The following is a 26442-nucleotide window of genomic DNA, read 5'->3' on the forward strand; positions in this document are numbered from 1 at the left end:
CGCAACTTTTCGCCCGCTCACCGCCTATGTCCTTCGTTTTCCCGCCGCCGGCGCCCGCCGCCGTCGCCATCGTCGGGCGCACCGAGCGCTTTCCTGTGCATCGCATTTATTGCGTCGGTCGCAACTACGCGGCGCACGCACGGGAGATGGGCAAAGATCCGGAGCGCGAAGCCCCGTTCTTCTTCACCAAGCCGGCCGATGCCATCGTCGCTAACGGCGCGCGGATTCCGTTCCCGTCCCGCACCTCCGATCTGCATCACGAGATCGAGCTGGTGGTCGCGATCGGCACGGGCGGCGCGAACATCGGGATCTCTCAAGCGCTGTCGCATGTCTTCGGTTATGCCGTCGGCATCGATCTGACGCGTCGGGACTTGCAGGCGGAAGCGAAAGACAAAGGCCGTCCGTGGGATACCGCCAAGGGCTTCGACCGGTCGGCGCCCATCACGGCCATCACGCCGGCCGACGATGTGAAGCTCGATGCCAGCAAGATCTGGCTCAAGGTGAACGGCGCGCTGCGCCAGCAAGGTGCGATTGCGGACATGATCTGGAACGTGCCGGAAATCGTCGCCGAACTGTCCACGCTGTTCGAGCTCGCGCCCGGCGATCTGATCTATACCGGCACCCCCGCGGGGGTCGCGGCCATCAAGCCGAACGATGCGTTGGAAGGCGGCGTCGACGGGCTGGAAACGCTCAAAGTGACTTTGGTATGAAGCTGTACAACTACTTTCGCAGCTCGGCCGCGTTCCGGGTGCGCATCGCGCTGAACCTCAAGGGACTGGAATACGGCTATATTTCCAAGGCGTTCCTGAAGAACGAGCATCGCGCTCCGGAGTATCTGGCGGTCAATCCACAAGGCTTGATTCCGGCGCTCGAGGTCGATGGCACCGTGATCTCACAATCGCTCGCCATCATCGAATATCTCGACGAGCTGCACCCGCAGCCGCGGCTGTTGCCGGCCGACCCGCTGGCTCGCGCGCAGGTGCGCTCCATGGCGCTCGCGATTGCCTGTGACATTCATCCGCTGAACAATCTGCGCGTGCTGAATTATCTACGTCAGGAGCTGGCGCAGAACGACGACGGCGTGAATACCTGGTATCGACACTGGGTTGCAGAAGGTTTCCGCGGACTGGAGCAGCAAGTCGCGAAACATTCCAGCACGCGCCGGCATTGTTTCGGCGACAGCCTGTCGCTGGCCGACGTGTGTCTGGTGCCGCAGATGTACAACGCACGGCGTTTCAACTGCGATCTCACGCCGTTCCCGACGCTGGTCGCCATCACGACTCATCTGGAATCGTTGCCCGCGTTCGACACGGCACGGCCGGAAGTCCAGCCCGACGCCAGATAAACTCACAGAGCGAACATTCATGAAGCCAGCGGGAAGTTTGGTGTGCGTCGGGATCGGCATGACCCTGGGAGCGCACCTCACGCCGCTGGCGCGCGATTACATTCAGAACGCCGACGTGGTGTTCACCGGGCTGTCCGACGGCATCATCGAGATGTGGATCGCGCGCATGAACGGCGACGTGCGCAGCCTGCAGGCGCTGTATCGCGAAGGTAAGTCGCGCATGGACACCTACCGCGAAATGGTGGACACGATGCTGGCGGAAGTCCGCGCCGGCAAGCGCGTCTGTGCCGCCTTTTACGGGCATCCCGGCGTGTTCGCCTGGCCGACGCACAAGGCCATCGAGATCGCGCGCAGCGAAGGTTACAGCGCGCATATGGAGCCGGGCGTGTCGGCGGCCGATTGCATGTATGCCGACCTGGGCTTCGATCCCGGCAAATATGGCTGCCAGCATTACGAAGCCAGTCAGTTCATGTTCAACCGGCGCCGACTCGACACGGCCGCCTATCTGATTCTGTGGCAGGTGGGGCTGTCGGGCGATCAGTCGTTGACACGTTTTTCCACCGGCGCCGCTTATCGCCAGGTGCTGGTCGATGTGTTGAGTCGCGACTATCCCCTGGACCACGAAGTGATCCTGTATCAGGCAGCAACGCTGCCCACGTTCCGCCCCAAGATCGTTCGCGTGCCACTCGGCGAGCTGCCCACCGCCGAGGCGGACATGCACTTCACATTGGTGATCCCGCCGGCACAGCCATTGCAACCCGATCATCACACCCGCGAGCGTCTGTCCGCGCTCGATCGCGATCTGGGACTGGCCGTACAGGGCTGAGTGGCAACACCGTGCACGTGTTTCCAGTCGAGACGGCCCGGCTGCGCATGCGCCCCATCGTCGCCGCCGACGCGCCGCTCTTTGAGCATCTGTATACGGACGCCGAGACCATGCGCTTCATCGGTGCACCCCTCGCGCCCGAACGTGCGGCCCGAAGTTTTCGAAGTGCGCTCGCCGGCATGCAACGCCAGCCCATCGAGCAGCTGTTTCTCACCGTGGTGGAAAAGGCGTCACAAGCCGATGTCGGAATTTGCAGCCTGCAAAACCTGGATGCTGCTGACCGGAGCGTACAAGCCGGCGTGATGTTCATCGAAGCGGCGCGTGCCCGGGGCTATTCCAAGGAAGGCTTCACCGGCCTGATCCAGCAAGTCTTTGCGCAGTTACCGGTGGATGAGCTGTGGGTGCAGTTTGCAACCGACCACGTGGCTGTGCAGCGGGCTGTGCTTAGCGTAGGCTTTGCACGCCGTGGCCACGCCACGGATGGGCAAGGGAATGCCTGGGCGGTTCATCGCAATTCGTGGTCGCCGCCGTCCGCCTTTCGGAACGCGCGGTAGGAACCGGCTCATGCTGGGCAGGACGCCCGAATGCCGGGGACGCAGGGATGCGTAGGACCGGCCTCCCTGCCCGTCCGGCTCGTTGCCCCGGGATCATTCTTGTACCGTCTGTTGGCTTCGAAACAGGCATAATTCTGTTAAGTCACGACTGTCCCCGCTGGCGTTAATGTTTCTGTGGAGCGTTCGAGAGCCCGCCCGCGGCGATTGTCCTAGGCTTATTACAACTCCAGCTGCACGGGCAGCGGTCGTACCCAACAACAATCGGGGTGAGGAGGAGCGCATCGTGTCCAATGTCGTGGATCTGTTGGAGAGAATGGGTCAGAGCTCGCGGCTGCAGTCGCTGACCGGCGAGCAGCTGGCGCAGGAACTGGCACAGTCGGGCCTCGAGCCGGCCGTGCAGGCGGCCATCGTGCAGCAGCGCCCGCGTCAGCTCGAGGAGCTGATCGGCGCCAGCCACAATGTCTGCTGTCTGGTCCATGCACCCCAGGACGAAGAGCCTGAGGACGACGAGCCCGAAGACAAACGTCTCGAACTGTCAGCTCACCGTGTCGCCCGAGCGGGTTGAACAATCGCGTGTCCGTAAAGATTCCGCCCGGCACTGGCTGTTGGGCGGAATCGCTTCTCTATGCCTGTTCGCCGGTCAGCCTCTCCTGGCGGCCGAGACGGAAGATGTTGCCGCCATGTTGCAACGGGCGGACGCCGTCAAAAGCGTCGACCCCGCCGAATTCACCCGGCTGATCGATCAACTGCACAGCCAGTTCAATGACTTGTCGGCGCAGCAGCGCGAACACCTGCAGTACTTGCAGGGCTGGCGCTTCGCCTATTCCGGCGACTACGCCAAAGCCATTCCCTTGCTGGAGTCCCTCGTCGATAGCGCGAGCGATCCGACTCTGCAATTCCGCGCCGGCTCGACCGCCACGAATGTACGTGCATTGTCCACGCAATACGAAGGCGCGTTCCTGCAACTCAACAAGCTGTTGAACAAATTGCCTGAGGTGACGGACCCGGACGCCCGTTTGCAGGGCATGTCGGTGGCCGCCGATCTTTACACGCTGGTAGGCGAGTACGACCTGGGTATTCACTACGCCCAGCTGGTCGTCAAAGAAAACGCTCGTGGCCGCGGAGTATGCCGGGGCGAGCAGATCCGCCTCGACGCCCTGTGTAAGAGCAAGCGGATCAAGGCGGACGATCCTTCGCTGCCCGCCGCCATCAACGCCTGTTTACAACAAGGCGAATCGCTGGCCGCCAACGCGATTCGCACCACGCAAGCGCGTTTGTTCCTGCGCGAGCATCGCTTGGACGACGCCATTAGCTTGCTCGAACGACATTACAGCGAGGTGGAGCAATCGCGCTATCCGCGCGGCATCTCCGAGTGGGAATCGTTGATGGCGCAGGCGTATCAACAGCGCGGCGCCGGCGTCAATGCGCAGCGCATGGCATCGCGCGCGGTCGAGCACGCCGTCAAGGATCAATTCACACCGCCGCTGATCGGTGCGTATCGCGTGCTGTACGAAGAGGCGGAGAAACATGGCGATATCACCAGCGCCATCGCTTACCTGAAGAAATCCGCCGCCGCGGACAAGGCTTATCTCGACGACGTGACCGCGCGCCAGCTCGCCTATGAGCGCGTGAAGTCGAACACCTTGTCGACCAAATCGCAGCTCGAAGCGCTCAATCAGGAAAACAAGCTGCTGCAGCTGCAGGGCCAGCTCGATAGCAAGGCCGCCGAAACCAGCCGGCTGTATATCGCGCTGTTGATGCTGGTCGTGGTGTTCATTGCGCTGTGGGCTTATCGGACCAAGCGCTCGCAGCTGCATTTCATGAAATTGTCACAAGTGGACAGCTTGACCGGCATCTCCAACCGGCCGCGTTTCATCCAGCTTGCCGAAGCCGTGCTCGAGACCGCGCGGAAGTCACAACAGCAGGCCAGCGTGGTCCTGTGCGACCTGGATCATTTCAAATCCATCAACGACCGCTTCGGCCATGCCGCCGGCGATCATGTGCTGCGCCAGGCGGTGATCGCCTGTCAGAGTCATTTGCGCGTCAGCGATATCTTCGGACGCGTCGGCGGCGAAGAGTTTGGCATCGTGCTGCCGGGCTGCGGCCTGGAGGACGCGAAACAACGCGCCGAACGACTGCGCGTGGCGTTGAACGAAATCGATCCCACCTACCAGGGTGAGCGCTGCCAGGTGTCCGGCAGTTTCGGTGTCACATCGACTGAAGTGTCGGGCTACGAGCTGCGTCAGCTGCTGGCGCATGCCGACGCGGCGCTGTATCGAGCCAAAGCCGCCGGCCGCGATCGCGTGCTGCCCTATGACGGCAAGATCGTTCCCCAGGAGCAGCCGGATCCCCCCATCGACGACGAGCTCCGTAACCTCGGTCACGCCTGAGCCCGGGCAATAGTTACGCACTGTTGCTCCTCGCCTCGGCGTAACACTTAGTTACAATAGTCCCGGGCGCGTTCAGCAGTCATTGGTCATGATGCGAAACGGGCCCCCGACGTGATCCCATGACCGACTCTCGCCATATTCTGATCGTCGACGACGATCGCGAAATACGCACCCTGCTGGGCGATTACCTGCAGAAGAACGGTTATCGCGCCACTGCGGTCGCCGACGGCAAAGCCATGCGCCGCGCGCTCGAGCAATCGCATGTCGACCTGATCGTGCTCGACCTGATGCTGCCCGGCGAAGACGGCCTGAAGCTCACGCGCGAGCTGCGCACCCAGTCCCAGATTCCGATTCTCATGCTCACCGCGCTGGGCGAAGAAATCGATCGAGTCGTGGGCCTGGAGGTCGGCGCCGACGATTACTTGTCGAAGCCGTTCAGTCCACGCGAGCTGGTGGGAAGAATCAAAGCAATCCTGCGGCGGACGGCCCACATGCCGCGCGATCCCGTGCAGAGCACCGTCAATGTTTATCGCTTCGGCGATTGGAAACTCGACGTCACCGCGCGCTCGCTCACACACATCGACGGCTCACAACATGCGCTCAGCGGCGCCGAGTTCCGTCTGCTCTCCATTCTGCTGGCCCATCCGACGAGAGTGTTGTCGCGCTCGCAGTTGATGGAGCTGCTGCGCGGTCGTGACATCGATCCCTTCGATCGCAGCGTCGACGTGCGCATCAGCCGCCTGCGCCAGGTACTGCGCGACGACGCGCGCTCGCCGAAAATCATCAAGACGATTTACGGCGAAGGCTATGTGATGGGCGTGCCCGTCGAGCAGGAATAATGGCCCGACCGCTGCTGCCGGACACGCTGTTCGGGCGCCTGTTCGTAGCGACAGTGGCCGTGATCGGCGCCATGCTGATCGTGTTTATCCTGCTCATCGTGCGCGAGCGTCGCGAGCTGGCGCTGCTCGACAGCGGCGCCGGCAGCTCGGCGAACACCATCGCCGAAACGAGCCAGTATCTGGCGGGGCTGTCGATGGAAGCGCGCGACGATGCACGCCTGAAACTACGCGAGCAACGCCTCTCACCGTACGACGTTCGCCCACCCCCGCCGCGGATGCAGGATGCAGAGCAAGCCGCGCTGGAGCGTCAGTTCGCCGCTCATCTGCAACGTCAGCTCGGCTCGGAATACAAAGTTTCCACCGGTCCGCCGCGAGCCCGCCGCGGCGACGTCATTCCGCTGTTCATTTTCCGTCCTAACGAACCGCCGCCCGGTCCGCCGCCGCCGAACATGATGCCGCGTCGTGATCGGGTCTTCGACGTCACTGTGACTTTGCCGGACGGTGACAAAGCCGTCTTTCGCACCATCGCGCCTCGCCTGGGCCCTCGCTTGCCGCGACAGATTTTCTTCGAGCTCGGTTTCCTCGCCCTGGCACTGGGCATCGTGCTCTATGCGGTCGCGCGTACCATCACTCGTCCGCTCGGCGATCTCGCTCGCGCGGCCGATGCAGTGGGTCGCGGCGCGACCGGTACGCCGCTGAAGGAAAGCGGCGCGCGAGAAATCCGTCGTGCCACACGAGCATTCAATGCCATGCAAGAGCGCTTGCGGCGTTATCTCGACAGCCGCACTCAAGTGCTCGCAGCGATGTCACATGACTTGCGCACGCCTCTGACTCGACTTCGACTGCGCGTCGAATCCATCGACGACGATCAGCTGCGTCAACGCCTGGTCGAAGATCTGGATGAGATGTCGAACATGATCCGCGGCGCGCTCGGCGTGTTTCGCGGCCTGAACGATGACGAAGCGGCCGTGCCCGTCGACATCAATGCGCTCGCGCTGGACGTGCAACGGCAACATGTGGAGCTGGGCGGCGATGTCACCGTCGTCGGCACAGCACGAGCGCCGTACGTCGGCAAACCGCTCGCGTTGAAACGCTGTCTCGGCAACCTGGTGCAGAACGCGATCCGGCACGGCGTGCGCGCCACGATCGAGATCGATGACGGCCCGAAGCTCGTGCTACGAGTCCAGGACGAAGGCCCCGGCATTCCCGAAGACATGCTGGAAAAAGTATTCGAGCCGTTCTTTCGCCTCGAGCAATCGCGCAACCGGGACACCGGCGGCACCGGCCTCGGCCTGAGCATCGCTCGGGACATCGCGCAGGCGCACGGAGGTTCACTATCTCTCCACAATCGTCAGGAGGGCGGTCTGGAGGCCCGGCTGGCACTGCCTCGCGAAGCCACAAGCCACTGACCGCACAGGGATTTTGACCCTTCACAGTTGGTAACGATTGATTACCGCACTGGCTTTCGAGACCACTTATTCTGCAAGCGTGTTCTCAGGCCCCTCAATGGAGAGATGCAATGAAATCCAAAGTCACCCTGCTTGCGCTTGCCTGGCTTGCCAGCGGCGTGGCCTTTGCCGCCGACACGACGACGGCGACCACCACCCCGCCCGCGCGGGTCGCCCCGGGTCCGGACATGGACCGGCTGGCGCTGCTGCTCGACCTGAACTCGTATCAGAAGACCGAAGTCGAGAAGATCCTGAAGGAGCAGCACGAAAAGATGCGCTCTGAATTCGAAGCCGCGCGTGCCGCCGGCGCTGCTCGCCCGTCGCGCGATGAGATGAAGGCCAAGCGCGAGCAGGCCAAACAGGAGCTGCAGACCAAGCTGAGCGCAGTTCTGGATGAAACGCAGTTGAAGAAACTCGAAGCGCTGCACGAGCACGGCCGTGGCCCCGGCCCGGGTCGTGGCTTCGGCAAGCATGACCGCGGCGATAAGGATGCCGCGGCCACCGAAAGCTCGAGCAACTAACGAGCGATGCGACGGCGGTGACTGTCACCGCCGTCGCTGCCGAAGTTATAACTTCTACTTGACCGAAATCTGACCCACCGCCAGCCCGCTCACGCCGGCCGGCAACGCGCCCAGATCCGTGGCGCGACCGTTACTCAGATCGATCGAATACAAGCGCGTCGCGGTGCCCACCGTGAGTGCCGCGAAGCCCGAGCCCGTCGCTGGCGATGCGGAGGTCGTCACTCGCACGTTCGCTGGAATGTCGAAGCCATTCGCTTCGGTGAAGTCCAGCGTGGCGCCATTCAACGTGATGGTCTGCGCCGCCGTCAGCACGCCGTTGTTCGGCGGGTTCTGGATGAACAGCGAGTTGCTGACCGGATCGATCACGTATTGCGTCGTCACACCGCCCATGAGCGATTGACCGAAGCTGTTGGTATATGCGGCCGCGGTCACACCCGTCGAGCCTGCGGGTCCACCGTTGATCGAGCCGTCGGGATTGGTCCCCGTGGCGGTTGCGTCGCCGTCGACCGCCGCGCCGTTGTTCGGATTGAGCCGGAAGTTCAAGCCGGTCCCCGTGACGACGCGAATACGATCGACCGTGGGATTGAAGTCGAACCCGTAGCCCGCGCTCACCGGCGGCAGATCGACAGGCACACCCGCCGCTGTTACGAACGCGACCGTGCTGGCCGTTCCGACGACACTCGCCATGCCCGTCTGCGGATCGATGATATAGACGGTGCCAGTATCCGTCGTGGCATTCACACCGAACGAGAACAACTGACCGGTTTGCGGACGGTAGTCGATGCCAACCAATGTTTCTCCGATCGTGATGCCGCCGATCGTCACGGTCGCGGGCGTCGCCAGCGCGGTGCTCAGCAGCCGGAATAACTGCGTGCCGTCGGCAGAGAGCGCAAACAACGGCGGCGTCGTTGCGGGCGACTGAAGCGCGACGCCGATGATGCCCGCGGGACCGACCGGGCCCAACGTCGTCACTGCGCCCGTCGAGAGATTGATGTTGACCAGCTCATCCTGCGTGCGACCCGAAGCCCGCACCACCGCCGTGCCCAACCCGGTTGCCACTGAGTTCGACGCGGTCACCGCCACCGTCGAAGGAATGTCGAAGCCCTGCACCGTCTCGACCGGCACCGACAGCAGCATGCACATGGTCTGCGTGCCATTGTTCGGTGGATTCTGAATGCACAGCGAATCGATCGTTTGATCGAGCGTGTACTGGGTCGTCATGGCGGCGTTCGTCACACTGTTCGTATACGCCGTTTCCTGCACCGACACGGTCGGGCCGTTGATCCCGCCGTCCATTTGCGTGCCCGTGGCAACCGCATCGAAGTCCACCAACGCGCCGTTGTTGGGATTGATGCGGAAGTTCTGACCGGCGCTGTTCACGACGCGCACCCGATCGACGGTCGGGTTGAAGTCCATGCCGAAGACCGTGTTCGCATCGGCACCGACACGCACCGCCGTCACGCCATCGGCGGCAGTGAAGCTGCCAGCGGTTCCGATCGCCGTCGCCGTCGCCGTCTGCGAAGAAATATTGTAAAGCTGAACGGTGCCGGCGGTGGCGTTGTAGCCGAGGCCATACAGGAAGCCGTTCTGCGGCCGCCGATCGATGCTGACCAGGACGTCGCCCATGTTCACGCCCGCAATCGTGACGGGCGTATCGAAGCCGGCTGCGGCAATCGAAGGAAAGGCCGCGAGCATGTTGTTCGACAACAGTGCATTGCTGTCGAGCGGCGGCGACGTGACGATCTGCGAATACGCGCGGCTGTCCATGCCGAAGTTGTTGGTGGCGGCGACGGTGAATGTGAAAGTGCCGGCGGCCGTCGGCGTGCCCGTGTACGCGCCCGTCGTGGCGTTCAGCGTGAGGCCCGGCGGCAACGTGCCCGAGGCCACGCTCCACATCACGGTGTCGCCCGAAGAAACGAATGTCGCGCTGAAGGCCACTCCCAACGACGCCGACGCGAGCGGCGAGGCCGGCGCGGAGATGCTTGGGCGACGCCGCTCGTCATCGCCGTTATCGCTACAGGCGGTCAGCAAGGACGCGCAGATCAGGACTGCGACCGAGCCCAACTTCATCACTCTCATGGGAGAATCCCTTGTGGTTTGCATCGCACGTGCGACGCGAAAGCGCGCACGACCGGTCCGTGATCGTTCAGCTCACGGTTGAATCTGCAGCGTTATTCGAGAACCGGCCCGCGTGCGGATGCAGAACTGTCGCGGATTACAGTGTCTGGCGTGGGCGACATGCTGATCCTCTGTTGAAAAAAGCCATCCTGACTTTTTTCAAGTCGCTTGCGAAAGGCGCGACTTTCGCGGCGCTCCACGCTAAATTTGCCGCGGTTCACCATAGGAAATTCTCTTGAATTGGCTGGCCCACGTTTTTCTGTCCGAGCCCGATGTCGAGTTTCGCCTCGGCAATCTGCTGGCCGATATCGTCAGAGGAGAAGAGTTGCGCCGGATGAGCGCGAGCTTCCAGCGCGGCGTGCAAAAACATAAGCAGATCGACGCGTTCACCGACTCGCATCCGCTGGTGAAGCGCAGCCGCTCGCGGGTGAGCGCTGGCTTCCGTCGTTTCAGCGGCGTGCTCGTGGATGTTTTCTACGATCACTTGCTGGCGACCAGCTGGGATCGTTACTCGCCCATCGTGCTCGACGCCTTCACCGCAAAGTTCTACGCCGACATCGAGTCCAGCAAGATCGAGCTGCCATCGTCGGCGCGCGTGACCATCGATCGGATCATTCGCCACGACCTGCTCGGCTCGTACCGACGCATCGAAGGCGTGGAGCACTCGCTCCGTCGTTTATCCGCTTATTTGTCCTCGCGCTGGCAGCGGGAGTTTGCGTTGGAAAAAGGGGTCGCCGACTTGATTGCGCAGCGCGCCGGCTTCGATGCCGACTTCGCCGAGTTCTTTCCGCAGCTGCAAGCTGCAGTAACCGAGAGACGTTAGCGCCCCTTTTGCTGACGTCGAAAAAATCGACACTCCCGGCCTTTACCTCGGAAGGTCCGTACATTAGGACTTCCGACCACTGACACTCTGTTTTTATTGGATTAGGTTGGCCTGCAGAGCAAGCCCGCTTTGCGCTGTGGCGCAGCAGGGGTGCCACCCTTGGGGAGTAGCGCATGCCCACCGATACTGCGCGAGTAAAACTGGAACTGGCGTCGGGACGAAACGAAATCACCGCGCCGTTCTATCAAACCGCCCAACGCCGGCGGAACCCACAACTCGAATCGGAGCCAGTATCGGTGGATGCGCCGGCCACGGCGCCGACCGTCGTCGATGTGCCGCTCGCCGCCGCACCACCACCTGCGCAAGTGTCAGTGCCACTTGCCGCGCCGGAAGTAAGTCACGAGCAACGCGGCGGCCGTACGCCCTGGATTGCATTCGCCATCGCTATCGTGTCGGTGGGGTTCGCGGTGTGGTGGGTCATGGCTCAGCGCATTCCCGACATCGATCCGCGCGAAGTGATCGCTCGCAATCTCAACGATGCGCACACCGCGATGGCTGACGGCCGTTACTCCGATCCACCGGAGCGCAGCGCCTTTCACTACTACAGCACCGTGCTCGCGCTCGATCCCAACAATCACGATGCGATCGCCGGGATCGATGCCATTGCCGATCGTCATCTCACCAATGCGCGAGTGTTGTTGGCACAGCACCGAATCGCCGAAGCCGGCGTCGCACTGGAAAAGGCGCGACGGGTGCGGCCGGATCACAATGGCCTTCCGGTATTGGATGCGCAGTGGCGGGCGCAGCTAAAGCGCATGCTGGCTGCGGCAACCAAGACGGCCAAGCCTAATGCAGAAGCGCTCGAAAAAGCGGAGCCTGCAATCATTACTGGGCCCGTTGCCTCGCGTCCGGCGACCGCGCCGAAATCTCAAACACCGGCGCCAGAAGTTAAAGCCGAGCCCGCTCCGTCACCCAAAGTCGCCGACGTGACTGCGGTCGCCGCGACGCTGGCGGCCAATCAGCCACCAGCTTCATTACAGACAATCGGGCCGCCACCTCCTGAAGCGCAGCCCGCACCAGCAGAGGTTGAACCAATCGCAGTTGCGGAGCCGCCCGCGCCTGCCGGTGAACCCAAGCTCATCCGCATGGTTCAGCCTCAATATCCGCAAGAAGCGCTGATGCGTGGCATTGAGGGGTGGGTCGATGTCAGCTTGCAGATCTCTGCAGCTGGCGATGTGGTCGAGCCGCGCGTCGAGGACACCAGTCGCGGTCGAATATTCAATCGTGCGGCGCTCGCCGCTGTCGAACAGTGGAAATACGAACCGCGTAGCGATGGCTCGACCAGCGAACGAGTTCGGGTCCGCCTGAGATTCCAGCGCTCGAACTGACCTACTTGCCACTCGTGCCCCGTCGGGGGCAGCATGCGGATCGGAGGGATCCGCATGAGCTCAAAGGAACTGCTCGCGTGCGCGTTGCTATTTATCGGCTGCGTTCCACTCGTATGCCACGCCGCCAATCGTGACGCTCCCATCCGTTATTCGGCGCGCGTCATCAATCCCAAATTGACCGGCTCACTGTACGAGCCCAAATCCCGGACTCTGCTGATCTGGGGCACCGACGGCACCATTCTCTATTCCACCGACCTCAACACTTGGAACTACGCCGACACACCCATCGATGCGGATCTCGCGCGCATCGCCTCGGATGCATCGGGCAAAGTTCTTATTGCTGTCGGCGAACGCGGCACGATCCTTCGCTCGGAAGATGCGGGCCGTCATTGGCAAGCGGTCCCTCTCGCTGCATCCGACTTCGATCTGCGCACAGTTGTTCACCATGCGCCGGGCGGTGCGTGGATCGCGGTGGGCTCTCGAGGAACGATTCTGCGTTCGACCGATGGCGGCAAAGCCTGGTCGCCCTTGCCCAATGAATTGAATCTCACATTGCAGACCCTGTTCGTCGAGCCGGTGAGCGACGCCATTCTGATGGGCGGCGAAGCGGGCTTGATCGGCCGCTCGACGGACGCGGGCGCCAGCTGGCATGTCACGCAAGTGAAGATGCAGGACCCGGTCACTCCAGTGACCGCCATCCATTCACTGGAAAACGAGTTGATTGCGACCAGCGCGCTGGGCCGATTCCTGATCTCCACGGATCGCGGCGAGAGTTGGCGATTGGTCGGCATGGGCGACGGTGCTTACTTCACCGACGTAGCGGTCGATCCGAGATCTCACGCTACCCTGCTCGCGAGTCATACGGGCGATTTGTATCGTCGCGGGCGCGGCAACAACGCGTGGAAAAGAATCGAGCTGCTCATCGACGGGCAGAAGCGATTCATCAGCGCGATTCGTTACGATGCCCCGAGTCAGTCGTTGATTGCCGTCGGTCATCACGGCCTGGCCGCCCGCTCCACTGACGGCGGGCGACAGTGGCAAAAGCTCACGATCGGTTTCGACACCGGCCTGGAATCGCTGGCGCAGATCGGCGATGGACGCTTCGTCGGCTTCGGCGAAGGCGGTTACATCGTGACCACAGTAAATTCCGGCAAGAGCTGGCGACGCATCTCACCCGAGCTGAGCTTGAACTTGCGCGAAGTCGTCGCTCTGCCTGGCAGCGATGCGATGGTCGCCAGCGGCGAGCTCGGGGGCATCTTGCGTTCCGCGGACAGCGGGCAGACGTGGGAAAGCGTCGATGTCACTTATCCCAACATGAACACGCCCCCAAACCTGCGCTCTCTGGTGATCGAGCCCTCCAGCAACGCTCTGATCGCAGCCGGCGCGCCGGGAACGATCATTCGTTCGGAGGACGGCGGGCGCAAATGGCACATCGCTCATTGGACGCCACTGGAAAATGAAGAAGCATTTCCGTGGATTCTCAGCGACCCACGGCAGAAATCATTGGCTGTGATTGAAGCACGCGGTTCGATCTACTCGTCGCAAGACACCGGCCGTACGTGGCAGCTGTCGAAACTCTCGACCGAGCGCGAGCTTTGGCAAGGCGCGGTAGCCTCAAACAAATCCACGATGCTTGCCGCCGGACAACGCGGTGTCGCCGCGCGAAGCATCGACGGAGGACGACGATGGTCGCTCGTCGAAACCGGCACGGACGAGGACTTGTTCGGCAGCTACGCCGACGAGCGCTCGGACACGATGTTTCTGCTAGGAGGCAAAGGCACGCTGCTGCGCTCGACCGATGCGGGACTGAAGTGGCACCGCGTTTCCTCCGGCACGGAGCGCTCCCTTCGACGCCTGCTTCGCGATTCAAAGAGCGGCGCGCTCATTGCATTCGGCGAGCATGGCAGCATCGTGCGATCCACCGACGACGGTGCATCCTGGCAACTGATCGTCAGCAACACCGACGTGGAGCTGCGCAAAGGCTTGCTCGAGCCCGGCAGCGGCAACCTGGTCATCGTCGGTCAGCAAGGAACGATCCTGCGCTCGACCGATGCGGGCAAATCCTGGCAGCGGGTCTTCAGCCACACTCCACGTCACTTTCGCAGCGCCGGGTTCAACTCACGCACTGGCGATCTCATCCTGGTCGGCGAGCGCATCGTGCGACTGTCGCCTACTTTGCATTGATCCGTTGCTGCAATCGGCTCAACTCGCGCGAGAACTCGGTCGTCTCATAGTTCTTGAGCTGCGTGTACTGTTCCTGCGTGAGCGACGGCGCCACGTCGGTGAGGAAGTCTTCCATGTACTGCTTCAACGCCTCGGCCGCTCTCGCATGTGCGTAGGCACGCTCCTCATTCGATAGACTCTCCCGCTCGAGCCCGACATCTCGCATGACCGAGGCATAGCGCTGTTTCTGACGCAGCTTCGCATCCAGCACGATGCGCTCCTGCTGCTCATCCAGCGGCGCGACATTGCTGATGCCACCCGTGTATTCAGTCAGATGATGCTGTTCGAGATCGGAATCCTTCAGCGTCTGATAGTAAGCGAAGCTCTCCGCCGGCAGCATCTTGCCAATGCCCGCGTCGATGCGATCTCGCGAGCGAAGATCTATTTCCGACTCACGCTCCAGCAGCCGTCGACGCAATTCATCGACGTGCTCCTCATCGACTTCCGAAATCAGGAATCGATATTTGTGCTCGACCTGAGCGAGCAGCGCGGGGTCGAATGCATCGTCGGTCGCCGCGAGGGCGCGCGACTGCTCCGGCACCAATGGCGAAACGAGCGGACGTTGTCGGCTCTGCGATGCCCGCGCACTCGCCGATTCAGCAGCGGCCGCGGACTCATCCTCCTGACGTTGTTTCGAGATGAAAATCGCGGCGGACGCAAGCGCCGCCGCGATAACGATGCCCGAGACAATGCTTCTTTCCTTGAAGTCGATCATACCGTCCTTGTTTAGCCTGGAATGGTGTCCATCCCCTCGTCGATCAGTAGCTGGTGTTACCCGATTGTGTGCAACTCGCCCATGAGCCGATACAAACCGAGCCCGCATCGTGCAACCGGCTGTTGGTCAAGCTGGCCCGGCTGCTGGAACTATCGGTGCGAAACACACCCTCCTCCATCGTATTGATGTCGCACCGATTGAAGCTGACGTTGATCTGGAACGTCGTGCCACCATTCTGGCGCAGCGCCTTGCCGGCGCGATGAATGATGCAATTGGTCACGTTCAGCGTCGACGCGGCATTAATCTGGAAGAACTTATCGTCGGCATCGTAGCCTTCGATGTTGCTCACCGTAGTCGTGCCCGAGGATTTGATGGTCATCGCATCCTCGCCGACGTTCATCCAGTAGATATTATCGAGGTTCGCGCCGTTGTACGTGTGTATACCGTCGGCGCCGTTGGTGCCGATGACAACATTACGCAACGTCGCGCCGTTCTCGACACGGAACACCGGATCCTGGCCTTCCGACTGACCGCCGTCGCCCAGCTCCGAGCCTGCATTGAAACGCTTGCAACCGCCGTCATAGGTGCCGCTGGTTACACGAATCGTTTCATGCACGGTCGTTTGCGTGCCGCCGGTCGAGCACGAAGAGCCCGTGATCGATCCGGTCGACGGCGGCGGCGTCGTGCCACCACCTCCTCCGCCACCTCCGCCGCTGCCTGACGGCACCGAACATTCCTTCACTTGCTTTGAAGGAATCGGATCGGAGCCGAAGGTCGCGACCGTGCAGCTGAACGTGCCGTTCAGAACTTTATATACAAACTGACCGGAGGCGCCGAAGGCCACGTTGGTGCTGCTGCTCACCGAGCACGTCTCGTTGATCTTGCAGATGGTCACGTAGCCCTCGGGCCGGTTGGTCGCGCTCCAGGCGGAGGCGGCCGCGGTCAGTAACAATCCCCCTACAACCAAATTGCGAAGCATAGTTATCTCCTGTCCGTTGGATACTTCCGTATAGTTGCCCTCACAGAGTTGACACCGGTAGCAAAATACGCGCGCTTTATGACACCGGTGTCAGCGACCGTACAAGCAGCTTCGACCGAGCGCCTATACGTACAAAGGGAAGATCAGTCAGGACTTTGATGGGCTTGGGTTTTCTGCACTAGTCGGGCCGGAGATCGAGTCATTATGTCGGCCGGCGGCGATCGCTGACCCTTTTTGCCTTGCCCATGGAGCGCTCGAGCGAGCGGGCGGGATGAACGACCACGGTGGTCGTGACGCCGATGTATGACTTGATCGAATGGGTCAACTCGCCCGCGACACCCTCGCGCCGCGCCTGATGATCTTCGACGCCCGCTTGCAGCTCGACATTGACGGTGAGCGAGTCGAGGTGACCGTCGCGGAATATTTCCAAGTGATAGTGAGGCGCCAGCGCCGCCTGCTTCAGAATCAATTCTTCGATCTGGGTCGGAAATACATTCACGCCGCGGATGATTAACATGTCATCGGTGCGACCCGAGATGCGATCCATACGCCGCATCGTTCGCGCCGTCGGCGGCAACAGTCGAGTGCGATCACGCGTGCGATAGCGAATCACGGGCAGCGCTTCCTTGGTCAATGAAGTCAGCACCAGCTCACCCTCTTCGCCTTCGGGCAACACTCGACCGGTCTCGGGATCGATGATCTCGGGATAAAAATGATCTTCCCAAAGCACCGGTCCATCTTTGGTCGAAACACATTCCATCGCGACGCCCGGCCCCATCACTTCCGACAATCCATAGATGTCGACCGCGTCGATACTCATGCGCGCTTCGATCTCCGCTCGCAAGGCATTGGTCCACGGCTCGGCGCCGAAGATGCCGATGCGCAGCGAACATGAAGCCGGGTCGACTCCCTGACGCGTGAACTCTTCAGCGATTGCCAGCATGTAAGACGGCGTCACCATGATGATCCGCGGCTCGAGATCGCGAATGAGCTGCACTTGTTTCTCGGTCTGCCCGCCTGACATGGGCACGACAGTGCAGCCCAGTCTTTCGGCGCCGTAGTGCGCACCCAGACCACCCGTGAACAACCCATAGCCGTAAGCGATATGAACGAGATCCCCCGGCCGGCCGCCGCCGGCGAAGATGGATCGGGCCATCAATTCGGCCCAGGTATCGATGTCGTTACGCGTGTAAGCGACGACAGTTGGTTTACCCGTCGTGCCGCTCGACGCATGTAAGCGGACAGCTTGCTCACGCGGTACTGCCAGCAAACCAAAGGGATATTGATCGCGAAAGTCCTGCTTCACCAGAAACGGGAAGCGACTCAGATCTTCCAGCGAGCGCAGATCGTTGGGGTGCGCGCCGGCGGCGTCGAACGCCTTCTTGTAATGAGGCACATTGTCGTAGGCGTGCCGCAGCGACCATTTCAATCGCTGGAGCTGCAGCGCCCTCAGCTCATCGACGCTGGTGCGCTCGATGGCTTCGTACGTTTCTTTGTCGAGCGACATGCTCTCCTCCTGCAACGCTGCATTCGAGAGTGTGCTTGCAAACTAGGGCTCGCGAACCTGATGCGAGCGGCCGCGGAACAAGGCAATCGTTTCGCCACGCTGATTGGCGACCGTCACTTCATATACACCGTTACGCTTCGATCGCCAACGCTCGACCGCGGTCGCGGTCAACTCGTCGCCGCCTTGCGCGGGCGCGAGAAAATCGATCGATGCCGCGGCTGCGACAACTACCCCGCCGTGAGAATTGCACGAGAATGCGAACGCACTGTCGGCCAAGGAAAAAATGAAGCCGCCATGACACGACGAGTGGCCGTTCAGCATGTCCTCGCGCACCAGCATCGCAAGCTTCGCGTAGCCCGGACGAGTTTCGACGACGCGCATGCCCAGGCCTTGCGAGGCCCGGTCGTTGGCATACATCGCCGCAGCAGAGCGCTCGGCGAGCAATTGAGCAGGATCGGAGGACACGCGCGACTCCGCGACCAAAGGTGCGTCGTAAAATGACACACCATTTTGCGCAGCTCAACCGTTGTTGTGTCAGGTCGGTCGAGGCGTGCCGGACGGATCGGTTTGATCCGCGAGCGCGGGATGCTCAGGCTCGGCCGCGTGAGCGGCGGTTTCCTGATGCTGATGACTGCGGCGCCAGCGCGCTTTGACGCGCTCGGTGAAGCCGTAGATGTAGGTGTAAAGCACCGGCACGATGAGCAAGGTCAGCAGCGTCGAAGTAATCACGCCACCGATGACCGCGCGTCCCATCGGCGCGAGCAGTTCGCCACCCGCACCGACGCCGATGGCCATGGGCAGCATGCCGAAGATCATCGCAAGCGTCGTCATCAAGATCGGGCGCAGACGCACCTGACCCGCTTCGAAAATCGCCTCGCGCAACGGCACCCCATTACGGATCGCCTGGTTGGTGAAGTCCACCAGCAGAATGGCGTTCTTGGTCACCAGACCCATCAGCATGATGAAGCCGATGATGGAGAAGATATTCAGCGTCGTGCCGGTCATCGCCAGCGCGAGCAACACACCGATCAGCGACAGCGGCAACGACGCCATGATCGCCACCGGCTGCAGGAAGCTGCCGAACTGCGACGCCAGCACCAGGTAGATAAAGATGACCGCCAGACCGAGCGCGGCACCCGCGGCAGCGGAAGTTTCATTCATCTCCTGCTGCGCGCCGCTCACGTCGAAGCGATAACCCGGCGGCAGCTGCATCGCCTTGACGATCTTCTCTGCGTCGGTGCCCACGTCACCCGACGGCCGACCCTGCGCGTTGCCGTAGATGGTGATGCGACGTTGCAGGTTGAGTCGCTTGATCTGTTGCGGGCTGGTGGTCTCGACGAAGTCCGCGATCTGACGAATCGGCACCAGCATCGGATTGCCGTTCGCGTCGACACGCGTGCTGGTCACATACAGATCGCCGAGATCCGACACGATCTCGCGACGCTGCTTCGGCAATTGCACGATCACATCGTAGTCCTGGCCATCGGGCCCGAGCCAGGTACTGATCTGATCGCCCGCGATCAACGGGCGCAGCGCGTTACCGATGCTCTGCGTCGTCAGGCCGAGATCGCTCGCAAGCTCGTTCTTGATCCGCACGGCAATGGTCGGATTGGCACCGCGCTCGCTGCTCTCCAGGTCGGCGATGCCGGGAATCGTCGACAGACGCTTCATCAGGTCCTGCGACAGCTCGGTCAGCTTGGCGTTCTCGGGGCCCAGGATGGAAATCACGACCGGCTGATTCTGTCCCTGCACCGTCAGGCTCAAGCCGGCCATGTTCGAGAGCCGATTACGAATCTGTTCTTCGATCTGCTTCTGCGGCGGACGCTTGAACAGCATCTTGTCCTTCAGCAGGATGCGGACGCGCGCGTAGTTGCGGCCTTCATCGGTACCGACGGTGGTGAGAATGCTGTCGACGCCGTCGATCTCGCGAATCGCATCTTCGGCGTCGCGGATCTTCGCATCGGTGTATTCGAGGCTCGAGCCGATGGGCGTGTTCATGCGCATGAACATGATGCCCTCGTCCTGCTGAGGCACGAACTCGGTGCCGACCAGCGGCACGATCGCGAAGCTGCCAAAGAACGACAGACCCGCGATCACAAGTAACAACGCGCGCGGACTGACGCTCGCACGACGCGTGATGCCGTAACGACGACCGCTCAACGCCCAGCGCAGCAACTTATCGTAGACCCGGTGCGCGTAATCGATGACCGACTCGACGCGCTCCATCACCTTGCCCAGCCAGGGCACGCGACGGAACCGTCCTTCGCTCGGATCGGGCCACACTGAGGACAGCATCGGGTCGAGCGTGAAGCTCACGAACAACGACACCATCACCGCGACGGCCACCGTGATGCCGAACGGCAGGAAGAACTTGCCGATGATGCCGCTCATGAACGCGACCGGGATGAACACGGCGAGGATCGCGAACGTCGTCGCCATCACCGCCAGGCCGATTTCGCTGGTGCCTTCGAGCGCAGCCTGGCGATGGCTCTTACCCATGTCGGCATGGCGCACGATGTTCTCGCGCACAACGATGGCATCGTCGATCAGCAGACCGATACACAGCGACAGCGCCATCAAGGTCATGAAGTTGAGCGTGAAGCCGAACGCATGCAGCGCCGTGAAGCTCGCGACCACGGAAATCGGCAGCGTCAGGCCCGTAATGACAGTCGAGCGCCAGGAGTGCAGAAACAGGAACACGATCAGAATCGTCAGCAGCGCGCCTTCGATGATTGTTTCCTTCACCCGGTCCAGCGAGCCTTCGATGAACTTGGCGTCGGACCACAGCGTGCGGATGACGATGTCCGGCGGCAGACGCGACGTAAGGTCGGCGACCGCTTCGTCGACGCCTTTGCCCACCTCGACCATGTTGGCCGCCTGGACCTTATAGACGTCCAGCGACACCGACCGCAGGCCGTTCATGCGCGAGATCGATTGCTCTTCGGCTTCGCCGTCGACGATGTCGGCGACTTGATGCAGATACACCGGCGCGCCGCCCTGATTCGCGACGATGATGCGTTCGAAGTCGCGCGGGTTCTTCATCTTGCCTTCGACGCGAACCAGCTGTTCCGTCGGACCCCGCGAGATCATGCCGGCGGGCAAGTCCTGATTCGCGGCGCGCACCGCTGCGACCACCTGATCGACGCCGACGCGGAAACTCTGCAACTGCTCCGGCCGCAGGAAGATCTGCACTTGCCGCTCGACCGCACCGCCCGTCGAAACGTTGCCGACGCCGTAGGAATTCTGCAGTCGCTTGACGATCTGTTGGTCGACGAGGGTGGAAACTTCGCGCAGGCTGCGGGTCGTCGAGTACACAACCAGGCTGACGACAGGCTCGGTCGAGCTGTCGTTGGTGGCGCGAGAAATCGTCGGCTCGCGAACTTCACGAGGCAGCGACGAACGGATCTGCGCCACTTTGTCGCGCACTTCCTGAGTGGCCGCGACGCTGTCGACTTCCATGCGGAAGTCGATCATCAAGAACGCGTTACCTTCGCGCGCCGTGCCGTAGATGTTCTTGACGCCCTCGACGCTGTTGATGACGTTTTCGAGCGGCTTGATGACGTCGTTCTCGATAGCCTCGGGCGACGCGCCGGGATACGAGACCGAGACGAAGGCTTGCGGCACATTGATCTCGGGCATCTGCTCGACCGGCAGCAACCGGTACGAATAGAAGCCGAGCACGACCAGGGCCAGCATGACCATGGTCGCGAATACCGGCTGATTGATGCTGGTTTTAGTAATCCACATGGGCGCGGACCCGCCGCTTAGTTAGCGGCGATTTCAGTCTTGGCGGTCGTTTCGATCTTGCGCACGCGAGCCACGGCACCGGCCTTGTCATCGCCGATGTCAGCGACGATGACCTGATCGCCGGCTTTCAGACCTTCGTGGACTTCGACGAAAGCCTCGCCCTCACTACGCGGGCCGACCTTCACCGGCGTGCGGACGATCTTCTGGTCGCGCAGAACGTAGACATAGGAAACACCCGCGTCGTCACGCACCGCGCGCTGGGATACCGCGAGCACCGGCTGCACCGAGCTCAGCATCAACTGGCCTTGCGCGAACATGCCACCCTTGAGCGCGCTGTCCGGATTGGGCACGGCGATATAAATAGTGATGGAGCGCGAATTGTCGGCGGTCACCGGATTGATCCGCTGCACTTCGCCTTCGAACTTACGATCGCCGAAGCCACCCACCTTGAAGCTCACCTTCTGCCCCACGCGCACCGACGGAATCTCCGCCGAAGGCACGGCCGCTTCCAGCACCATCTGCTTCAGATCGACCAGCGTCACGATGGCCGAGTCAGGCGACACTTTCTCGCCCGGTTGCACCAGTCGCTTCGCGATCGTGCCGGAGAACGGCGCGCGAATGACGGCGTCGTCCAGATTGATCTTCGCCACGCGGGCCTGCGCTTCGGCGAGCTTGAAGCTCGCGACGCTGCCGTTGAACGCGCTCTCGGTCTGCTCGAACGTGTTTTGCGAAATGAACTTCTGGTCCAGCAGCTGACGATTCTTATCGCGATTCAGGCGAGCGAGATCGAGATCGGCACGCGCCTTCTCCACCGCTGCCTCTTCACGATCGTATTGAGCTTGCAGATTACGAGTGTCGACGCGGGCGATCACATCGCCTTCACGCACGTCCTGACCTTCGCGCAGCTTCAATTGCTCGACTTCGCCGCCAACTTTGGATTTCAGCGTGGCTTGGACGAACGGCGCGATGCTTCCAGACAACGGCAATGCGCGAGAAATGACACGCGATTCGACCGGCGCAACGTCGACCGCCGCGAGTTCGACCGGCGCCGCATTGGGCGCGGGCGCCGCCATCGCCGGCGTGGACGGATTGCGTGTAGCAACCCATGCACCAACGCCGAGGACCGCGATCACTGCCGCCGCGATCAGCGCTTTCATTGGATCGATCCGGGTAAAGCCGCCGCCCTGATGATGTTCATCAGCCGTTCCCTCATTTACCGCGGGCGCGACTTCATGAACCGGAGCCGGCTGCCGGGATTCAACGGGACGCGTTGGAAACGGCGTAACAGCCGCGCCGGTTTCGTAACGCATGGATGACTGATTTGCACTGCTTTTCATTGCTGGTTCCACGACCGGAGTCCTTCAGTCGAGCGAGGTCAGGGTTAGAACACCGATCTCGACGTTCAGTTGCACCCCTAAGCCCTCATGGCCTTGGAGCGCGGTTCCTGGTTGGACGGGGCGAAATCCCAAAAGGTTACAGGGCAGGCAAAATTCTTTCTGCGAACGCGGTCCGAAGTCACACCTGCTGCTGTTTCCACCGCCCGCGCCTGAACAGCGCCAGGCTCCAGAGCGCCAGCACCGAAAAGCCGATAGGGACCGCAATGAATACACCCAACGGTCCCAGCTCGAAAAAATCCGCCAGCAGCCATGCCAGTGGAATCTGTCCAAGCCAGAAACAGAAGAAATTCAGGCGGGTCGGCGTCCAGGTGTCGCCGGCCCCGTTGAATGCGGCTTCCAGACACATGCCGGCTGCATACAACGGGAACGCCAGACTCACGATCCACAAGGCGCGGATGCCGTGCTTGAGGACCGGTGGATCGTCGGTAAATAACCGAACCAGTGGCCCCGATCCCAGCACGAACGCCAGCCCGACGACGCCAAGAAAGATCACATTGAAACGAGTTGCGAGCCAGATGGCCTGCTCGGCGCGCTCCGGTTTTCCGGCACCGAGGTTCTGACCCACCAAAGTCGCGCCCGCATTCGCCAGGCCCCATGCGGGCATCAAAGCGAACATCACGATTCGCATGGCGATGGTGTAGCCGGCCAGCGCCGCGCTACCGAATGCCGCGAGGATCTTGAACAGACCGATCCAGCTCGTGGTACCGATCATGAGTTGCGCGATGCCCGTGCTCGCCGTGCTCATGATGGCCTGCAAATCCCCCCAGACCGGCCGCAAGTGGCGCAACCGAACCTGGACGCGGCTGTGAAATCCCGCCAGATGCCACAACTGATAGAGCACGCCGACGCCGCGACCTATGTTGGTCGCCACCGCTGCGCCGGTCACGCCCATTTCCGGAAACGGTCCCCAACCGAAAATGAAGAATGGACCGAGCACGATGTTCAAGGCATTCGCCAGCCACAGCGTGCGCATGGCCAGCACCGCGTCGCCGGCGCCGCGAAAAATGGCGTTGATCAGGAAGATCATGAACACCGTCACGTTGCAGCCAAGCATCAGGCGCGCGAAGTCGGTGCCCATGGTCACGACGTTGTCGCTGGCACCCATCAGTCGAAGAATGTCCGGCGCGAAGTAACTCAGGATCAGGCCGATCACTGCTGAAAGCGTGGCTCCCAGCAGCAGAATCTGCCCCGCGGCTTGTGAAGCCCGTGCCGCATCCTGCTCACCGATGCGTCTCGCGACGATGGCCGTGGCCGCAAAGGAAATTCCGATCGCGACCGCATAGATGAGGGTCATCACCGACTCGGTAAGACCGACGACCGCAATCGCATCGGAGCCGAGTCGCGACACCCAGAAAACGTCGACGACGGCAAACAGCGACTCCATGATCATTTCCAGCACCATGGGCACGGCCAGCAGCAGCACGGCACGATTCAACGGCACGGCCGTGTAATCGAGGTGCTGACCTCGCAACGACAGACGCACAACCTGCCAGAACGAAAGATCGGGTTGCGCGGCGGAAACTTCGGCGGAGCTGGACATGGGGGGCGCGATTGTACCGATCGCGAAGCTTTTTGCCGCGCGCGTCCACCGACGCAACCAGGGAAAAACTCACATTCGCAAACGCTGCAAATGAGTTACCTTTGCGCCTATCGAATCAACATGAACTAAAGGCACGATCTCTAGCGATGCGAACCACTTTCCGCTTCCGCTCCTGGCTGTTCGCCGCTTCCACCCTCCTCCTCGCTCCGCTCTCCTGGTCCCAGCCCGTGCCCTCCGGCAAGCTGCAGACCAAATCCGCGTCCGTGCTGGTCATGGACGAGGGCGATGCGACCGTGCTGTATTCGAAGCAGCCCCAGAAGGTGATGCCGATTGCGTCCATCACCAAGCTGATGACCGCGCTGGTGGTGCTCGAGGACAAGCAGCCGCTGGATGAGACGGTGACCATCCTGCAGGTCGACCGTGACAAGACCAAAGCTTCCGCCTCTCGCTTGAAGGTCGGCACCAAGCTCACCCGTGGCGAACTGCTCCACCTGGCGCTGATGTCGTCGGAGAATCGCGCCGCTCAGGCAGTCTGTCGTGCCCACACCGGCGGCCTGCCGGCCTGCCTCAAGGCGATGAATGCCAAGGCGCGTGAGTTGGGCATGAAGAACTCGCGCTTCGTCGACCCCACCGGTCTGTCGGCCGACAACGTCGCCACCGCCTCGGACCTGGTCAAGCTCGTCATGGCAGCGTCACATGAGCGGTTGATCGAGCAGTACTCGACCAGCGAGCACCTGACCGTGCCGGTGGGTCGTCAATTGCTCGAATTCCGCAACACCAATTCGCTGACCTCCAAGGACGACTGGGAGATTTCGGTCCAGAAGACCGGCTTCACCCAGGACGCCGGCCAGTGCCTGGTCATGCGGGCGACCATTCAGGAACGCCCCACCGTGATCGTGCTGCTCAACTCGTACGGCAAGCTGACCCGCGTCGCCGATGCCCGCCGCGTGCGTAAATGGATCGAAGGCGGCGTCGGCACACGGATGGCCCGCACCGGCAAGTAAGCCGGGTGTGAACTGCATCACAATGCTTAAGGCCTTTACTGATTCTCCGGTGTAAGGCCTCGATCCGATCTCAACTGTACTGGTGCCCGACCCCGCCGCGTCCGAATAAGGGCGCGAGGCGCATCGCTTCTCCCCTGCTTATCCGCATTCACCGGTAACCAGCTGTGGTTGACCGGCAGCCCGCATTTTTTGCGGCTGCCGTTGCAACCCTATGAGAAGCGCTCGCGTCAGAAGCTACGAACACCGCAATAACGCGGGTTAGTAACAAACCAACCAGGAGAAATGTCATGTACGCCGTCTCTAAAGCCAGCCAGACCACTCAGCGCGCCGTTTGCATGTTGCTGTCGGTCGCCATCGTCACTGTGTCGCTCGCGTTCGGTGCCTTTGGTGTCAATTCGATGGAACACGTTGGTTACAGCGTGACTGTGACTCAGCTGCAGTAACAGGAGCGCTAAGTCATGCGCTCTAAAGGTCAGACTCCGCGGCACGTCCGCACCGGCGGCGGCCGCGGAGCTCACCGGACCCAAGTTTGTTTGATTCGTTTGCCTCTCGCCTGATCCCCGCCCCTTGCAGGATCGGGCCAGGCTGCCCGGATCTTGCCACCTCGAAGTTATAAATCGACGAATACGGTGAAACCGCCGTACGTCATGCGCTTCATGTCGAAGGGCATCTCGCCGGTCATGTCCGGCTGCAGGCGAGGGTCCTTCATGACTTTGGCGTTGACCTTGTCGCGATGCGCGCGGGACTTGTAGAGGATCCAGGAAAAGATCACCACTTCGCCGGGCTGGGGCTTGCAGAGCTTCGGGAACGGCGTGCCGAATTTGGTTTTCAGATCGTCGCCGACACACTCGCAGTACTCGAGCGCACCATATTCCTTCCAGATCTTGCCGGCCTTCCTGGACATGGCCTCGTAGGCTTTGAGCTTCTTCTTCGGAACGACGATGACAAATCCGTCGGCGTAGCGGGGCATCTCCATTCTCCTTGCTGCGTTGGATGAGTCGTGTATCGACCACGGCCGCGCCACTGTCAACAGACGGCGCTAAACTGCGCGTCCAAAGCAACGAAGGGGGGTTCAAGC

General features: G+C 61.8%; 23 protein-coding genes. 14 read left to right on the top strand and 9 right to left on the bottom strand.

Translation table 11 applies throughout. The annotated features are described in order from the left end of the window. The first annotated feature begins 26 nt into the window (after positions 1 to 26). The 9 genes from ACFPN2_RS11250 to ACFPN2_RS11290 all read left to right on the top strand — a co-directional run bounded on the left by ACFPN2_RS11250 (position 27) and on the right by ACFPN2_RS11290 (position 7923). Complete coding sequence (locus tag ACFPN2_RS11250) at positions 27 to 710, top strand: fumarylacetoacetate hydrolase family protein (RefSeq protein ID WP_380596695.1); 684 nt, start codon at positions 27 to 29, stop codon at positions 708 to 710. Next, the gene (gene maiA / locus ACFPN2_RS11255; RefSeq protein WP_380596696.1) at positions 707 to 1345 is read left to right on the top strand and encodes a maleylacetoacetate isomerase; all 639 of its coding nucleotides are present in this window, start codon (positions 707 to 709) and stop codon (positions 1343 to 1345) included. Before ACFPN2_RS11250 ends, maiA begins: the two co-directional genes overlap by 4 nt. 19 nt (positions 1346 to 1364) lie before the next feature. Then, positions 1365 to 2171: an SAM-dependent methyltransferase gene (locus ACFPN2_RS11260; RefSeq protein ID WP_380596697.1), complete on the top strand. Its 807-nt coding sequence runs from the start codon at positions 1365 to 1367 to the stop codon at positions 2169 to 2171. An 11-nt stretch (positions 2172 to 2182) separates the two neighbouring features. Then, on the top strand, positions 2183 to 2725 hold the full coding sequence (locus ACFPN2_RS11265; protein WP_380596698.1) for a GNAT family N-acetyltransferase: 543 nt from the start codon (positions 2183 to 2185) through the stop codon (positions 2723 to 2725). Between the two features lie 283 nt (positions 2726 to 3008). Beyond that, a complete protein-coding gene (locus ACFPN2_RS11270) occupies positions 3009 to 3290 on the top strand; it encodes a hypothetical protein (RefSeq protein WP_380596699.1) in 282 nt (93 codons plus the stop codon). Positions 3291 to 3405: 115 nt separating this feature from the next. Continuing rightward, positions 3406 to 5115 (top strand): GGDEF domain-containing protein, encoded by a 1710-nt coding sequence (locus ACFPN2_RS11275; RefSeq protein WP_380596700.1) that lies wholly within the window; start codon positions 3406 to 3408, stop codon positions 5113 to 5115. 119 nt (positions 5116 to 5234) lie between these two features. Then, the gene (locus ACFPN2_RS11280; RefSeq protein ID WP_380596701.1) at positions 5235 to 5954 is read left to right on the top strand and encodes a response regulator; all 720 of its coding nucleotides are present in this window, start codon (positions 5235 to 5237) and stop codon (positions 5952 to 5954) included. Next, positions 5954 to 7363 carry an ATP-binding protein gene (locus tag ACFPN2_RS11285; RefSeq protein WP_380596702.1) on the top strand — a complete coding sequence of 470 codons (1410 nt, stop codon included), beginning with the start codon at positions 5954 to 5956 and terminating at the stop codon, positions 7361 to 7363. The genes ACFPN2_RS11280 and ACFPN2_RS11285 overlap by 1 nt, the downstream gene beginning before the upstream one ends. 110 nt (positions 7364 to 7473) lie before the next feature. Then, on the top strand, positions 7474 to 7923 hold the full coding sequence (locus ACFPN2_RS11290; RefSeq protein WP_380596703.1) for a hypothetical protein: 450 nt from the start codon (positions 7474 to 7476) through the stop codon (positions 7921 to 7923). A 54-nt stretch (positions 7924 to 7977) separates the two neighbouring features. Here the strand turns inward: ACFPN2_RS11290 and ACFPN2_RS11295 are convergent, their stop codons facing one another. Continuing rightward, entirely contained in the window at positions 7978 to 10002 is a 2025-nt protein-coding gene (locus tag ACFPN2_RS11295; protein ID WP_380596704.1) for a DUF4394 domain-containing protein, read from the bottom strand. 274 nt (positions 10003 to 10276) lie between these two features. On the opposite strand from ACFPN2_RS11295, the gene ACFPN2_RS11300 reads away from it, so the two are divergent. The 3 genes from ACFPN2_RS11300 to ACFPN2_RS11310 all read left to right on the top strand — a co-directional run bounded on the left by ACFPN2_RS11300 (position 10277) and on the right by ACFPN2_RS11310 (position 14436). Continuing rightward, positions 10277 to 10864 (top strand): acyl carrier protein phosphodiesterase, encoded by a 588-nt coding sequence (locus tag ACFPN2_RS11300; RefSeq protein ID WP_380596705.1) that lies wholly within the window; start codon positions 10277 to 10279, stop codon positions 10862 to 10864. 173 nt (positions 10865 to 11037) lie between these two features. After that, positions 11038 to 12252: an energy transducer TonB gene (locus ACFPN2_RS11305; RefSeq protein ID WP_380596706.1), complete on the top strand. Its 1215-nt coding sequence runs from the start codon at positions 11038 to 11040 to the stop codon at positions 12250 to 12252. Positions 12253 to 12306: 54 nt separating this feature from the next. After that, positions 12307 to 14436: a WD40/YVTN/BNR-like repeat-containing protein gene (locus tag ACFPN2_RS11310; protein WP_380596707.1), complete on the top strand. Its 2130-nt coding sequence runs from the start codon at positions 12307 to 12309 to the stop codon at positions 14434 to 14436. Here ACFPN2_RS11310 and ACFPN2_RS11315 read toward each other — a convergent pair. The 7 genes from ACFPN2_RS11315 to ACFPN2_RS11345 form a co-directional block, all read right to left on the bottom strand. After that, positions 14423 to 15190, bottom strand: coding sequence for a hypothetical protein (locus ACFPN2_RS11315; protein WP_380596708.1), 768 nt, complete (start codon positions 15188 to 15190; stop codon positions 14423 to 14425). The two genes, ACFPN2_RS11310 and ACFPN2_RS11315, sit on opposite strands and share 14 nt — an antisense overlap. Before the next feature lie 43 nt (positions 15191 to 15233). Then, entirely contained in the window at positions 15234 to 16169 is a 936-nt protein-coding gene (locus tag ACFPN2_RS11320) for a pectate lyase (RefSeq protein ID WP_380596709.1), read from the bottom strand. 202 nt (positions 16170 to 16371) lie between these two features. Continuing rightward, on the bottom strand, positions 16372 to 17676 hold the full coding sequence (gene paaK, locus ACFPN2_RS11325) for a phenylacetate--CoA ligase PaaK (protein ID WP_380596710.1): 1305 nt from the start codon (positions 17674 to 17676) through the stop codon (positions 16372 to 16374). Between the two features lie 42 nt (positions 17677 to 17718). Beyond that, positions 17719 to 18093: a hydroxyphenylacetyl-CoA thioesterase PaaI gene (paaI, locus tag ACFPN2_RS11330; protein WP_380600107.1), complete on the bottom strand. Its 375-nt coding sequence runs from the start codon at positions 18091 to 18093 to the stop codon at positions 17719 to 17721. 117 nt (positions 18094 to 18210) lie between these two features. Next, a complete protein-coding gene (locus ACFPN2_RS11335; protein WP_380596711.1) occupies positions 18211 to 21423 on the bottom strand; it encodes an efflux RND transporter permease subunit in 3213 nt (1070 codons plus the stop codon). A 17-nt stretch (positions 21424 to 21440) separates the two neighbouring features. Next, a complete protein-coding gene (locus ACFPN2_RS11340; RefSeq protein WP_380596712.1) occupies positions 21441 to 22580 on the bottom strand; it encodes an efflux RND transporter periplasmic adaptor subunit in 1140 nt (379 codons plus the stop codon). Between the two features lie 358 nt (positions 22581 to 22938). After that, complete coding sequence (locus tag ACFPN2_RS11345; RefSeq protein WP_380596713.1) at positions 22939 to 24360, bottom strand: MATE family efflux transporter; 1422 nt, start codon at positions 24358 to 24360, stop codon at positions 22939 to 22941. Between the two features lie 146 nt (positions 24361 to 24506). On the opposite strand from ACFPN2_RS11345, the gene pbpG reads away from it, so the two are divergent. Together pbpG and ACFPN2_RS11355 are read left to right on the top strand one after the other, a co-directional pair. Beyond that, the gene (pbpG, locus tag ACFPN2_RS11350; protein WP_380596714.1) at positions 24507 to 25364 is read left to right on the top strand and encodes a D-alanyl-D-alanine endopeptidase; all 858 of its coding nucleotides are present in this window, start codon (positions 24507 to 24509) and stop codon (positions 25362 to 25364) included. 287 nt (positions 25365 to 25651) lie between these two features. Continuing rightward, entirely contained in the window at positions 25652 to 25807 is a 156-nt protein-coding gene (locus ACFPN2_RS11355; protein WP_380596715.1) for a hypothetical protein, read from the top strand. A gap of 167 nt (positions 25808 to 25974) precedes the next feature. On the opposite strand, the gene ACFPN2_RS11360 is transcribed toward ACFPN2_RS11355, so the two are convergent. After that, positions 25975 to 26334 (bottom strand): DUF1428 domain-containing protein, encoded by a 360-nt coding sequence (locus ACFPN2_RS11360; RefSeq protein WP_380596716.1) that lies wholly within the window; start codon positions 26332 to 26334, stop codon positions 25975 to 25977. Between the last annotated feature and the right edge of the window lie 108 nt (positions 26335 to 26442).

It is taken from the genome of Steroidobacter flavus, assembly GCF_042651805.1.
Classification (GTDB): domain Bacteria; phylum Pseudomonadota; class Gammaproteobacteria; order Steroidobacterales; family Steroidobacteraceae; genus Steroidobacter; species Steroidobacter flavus.

Excerpts from the sequence above, each read along its gene's own strand:
- ACFPN2_RS11275 (WP_380596700.1), top strand. The coding sequence starts at position 3,406 with ATGTTGCAACGGGCGGACGCCGTCAAAAGCGTCGACCCCGCCGAATTC.
- ACFPN2_RS11260 (WP_380596697.1), top strand. The coding sequence starts at position 1,365 with ATGAAGCCAGCGGGAAGTTTGGTGTGCGTCGGGATCGGCATGACCCTG.
- ACFPN2_RS11280 (WP_380596701.1), top strand. The coding sequence starts at position 5,235 with ATGACCGACTCTCGCCATATTCTGATCGTCGACGACGATCGCGAAATA.
- ACFPN2_RS11320 (WP_380596709.1), bottom strand. The coding sequence starts at position 16,169 with ATGCTTCGCAATTTGGTTGTAGGGGGATTGTTACTGACCGCGGCCGCC.
- ACFPN2_RS11335 (WP_380596711.1), bottom strand. The coding sequence starts at position 21,423 with ATGTGGATTACTAAAACCAGCATCAATCAGCCGGTATTCGCGACCATG.
- ACFPN2_RS11250 (WP_380596695.1), top strand. The coding sequence starts at position 27 with ATGTCCTTCGTTTTCCCGCCGCCGGCGCCCGCCGCCGTCGCCATCGTC.
- ACFPN2_RS11345 (WP_380596713.1), bottom strand. The coding sequence starts at position 24,360 with ATGTCCAGCTCCGCCGAAGTTTCCGCCGCGCAACCCGATCTTTCGTTC.
- ACFPN2_RS11310 (WP_380596707.1), top strand. The coding sequence starts at position 12,307 with ATGAGCTCAAAGGAACTGCTCGCGTGCGCGTTGCTATTTATCGGCTGC.
- ACFPN2_RS11360 (WP_380596716.1), bottom strand. The coding sequence starts at position 26,334 with ATGCCCCGCTACGCCGACGGATTTGTCATCGTCGTTCCGAAGAAGAAG.
- ACFPN2_RS11295 (WP_380596704.1), bottom strand. The coding sequence starts at position 10,002 with ATGAGAGTGATGAAGTTGGGCTCGGTCGCAGTCCTGATCTGCGCGTCC.
- ACFPN2_RS11340 (WP_380596712.1), bottom strand. The coding sequence starts at position 22,580 with ATGAAAGCGCTGATCGCGGCGGCAGTGATCGCGGTCCTCGGCGTTGGT.
- ACFPN2_RS11285 (WP_380596702.1), top strand. The coding sequence starts at position 5,954 with ATGGCCCGACCGCTGCTGCCGGACACGCTGTTCGGGCGCCTGTTCGTA.
- pbpG (WP_380596714.1), top strand. The coding sequence starts at position 24,507 with ATGCGAACCACTTTCCGCTTCCGCTCCTGGCTGTTCGCCGCTTCCACC.
- maiA (WP_380596696.1), top strand. The coding sequence starts at position 707 with ATGAAGCTGTACAACTACTTTCGCAGCTCGGCCGCGTTCCGGGTGCGC.
- ACFPN2_RS11315 (WP_380596708.1), bottom strand. The coding sequence starts at position 15,190 with ATGATCGACTTCAAGGAAAGAAGCATTGTCTCGGGCATCGTTATCGCG.
- paaI (WP_380600107.1), bottom strand. The coding sequence starts at position 18,093 with ATGTATGCCAACGACCGGGCCTCGCAAGGCCTGGGCATGCGCGTCGTC.
- ACFPN2_RS11355 (WP_380596715.1), top strand. The coding sequence starts at position 25,652 with ATGTACGCCGTCTCTAAAGCCAGCCAGACCACTCAGCGCGCCGTTTGC.
- ACFPN2_RS11305 (WP_380596706.1), top strand. The coding sequence starts at position 11,038 with ATGCCCACCGATACTGCGCGAGTAAAACTGGAACTGGCGTCGGGACGA.
- ACFPN2_RS11290 (WP_380596703.1), top strand. The coding sequence starts at position 7,474 with ATGAAATCCAAAGTCACCCTGCTTGCGCTTGCCTGGCTTGCCAGCGGC.
- paaK (WP_380596710.1), bottom strand. The coding sequence starts at position 17,676 with ATGTCGCTCGACAAAGAAACGTACGAAGCCATCGAGCGCACCAGCGTC.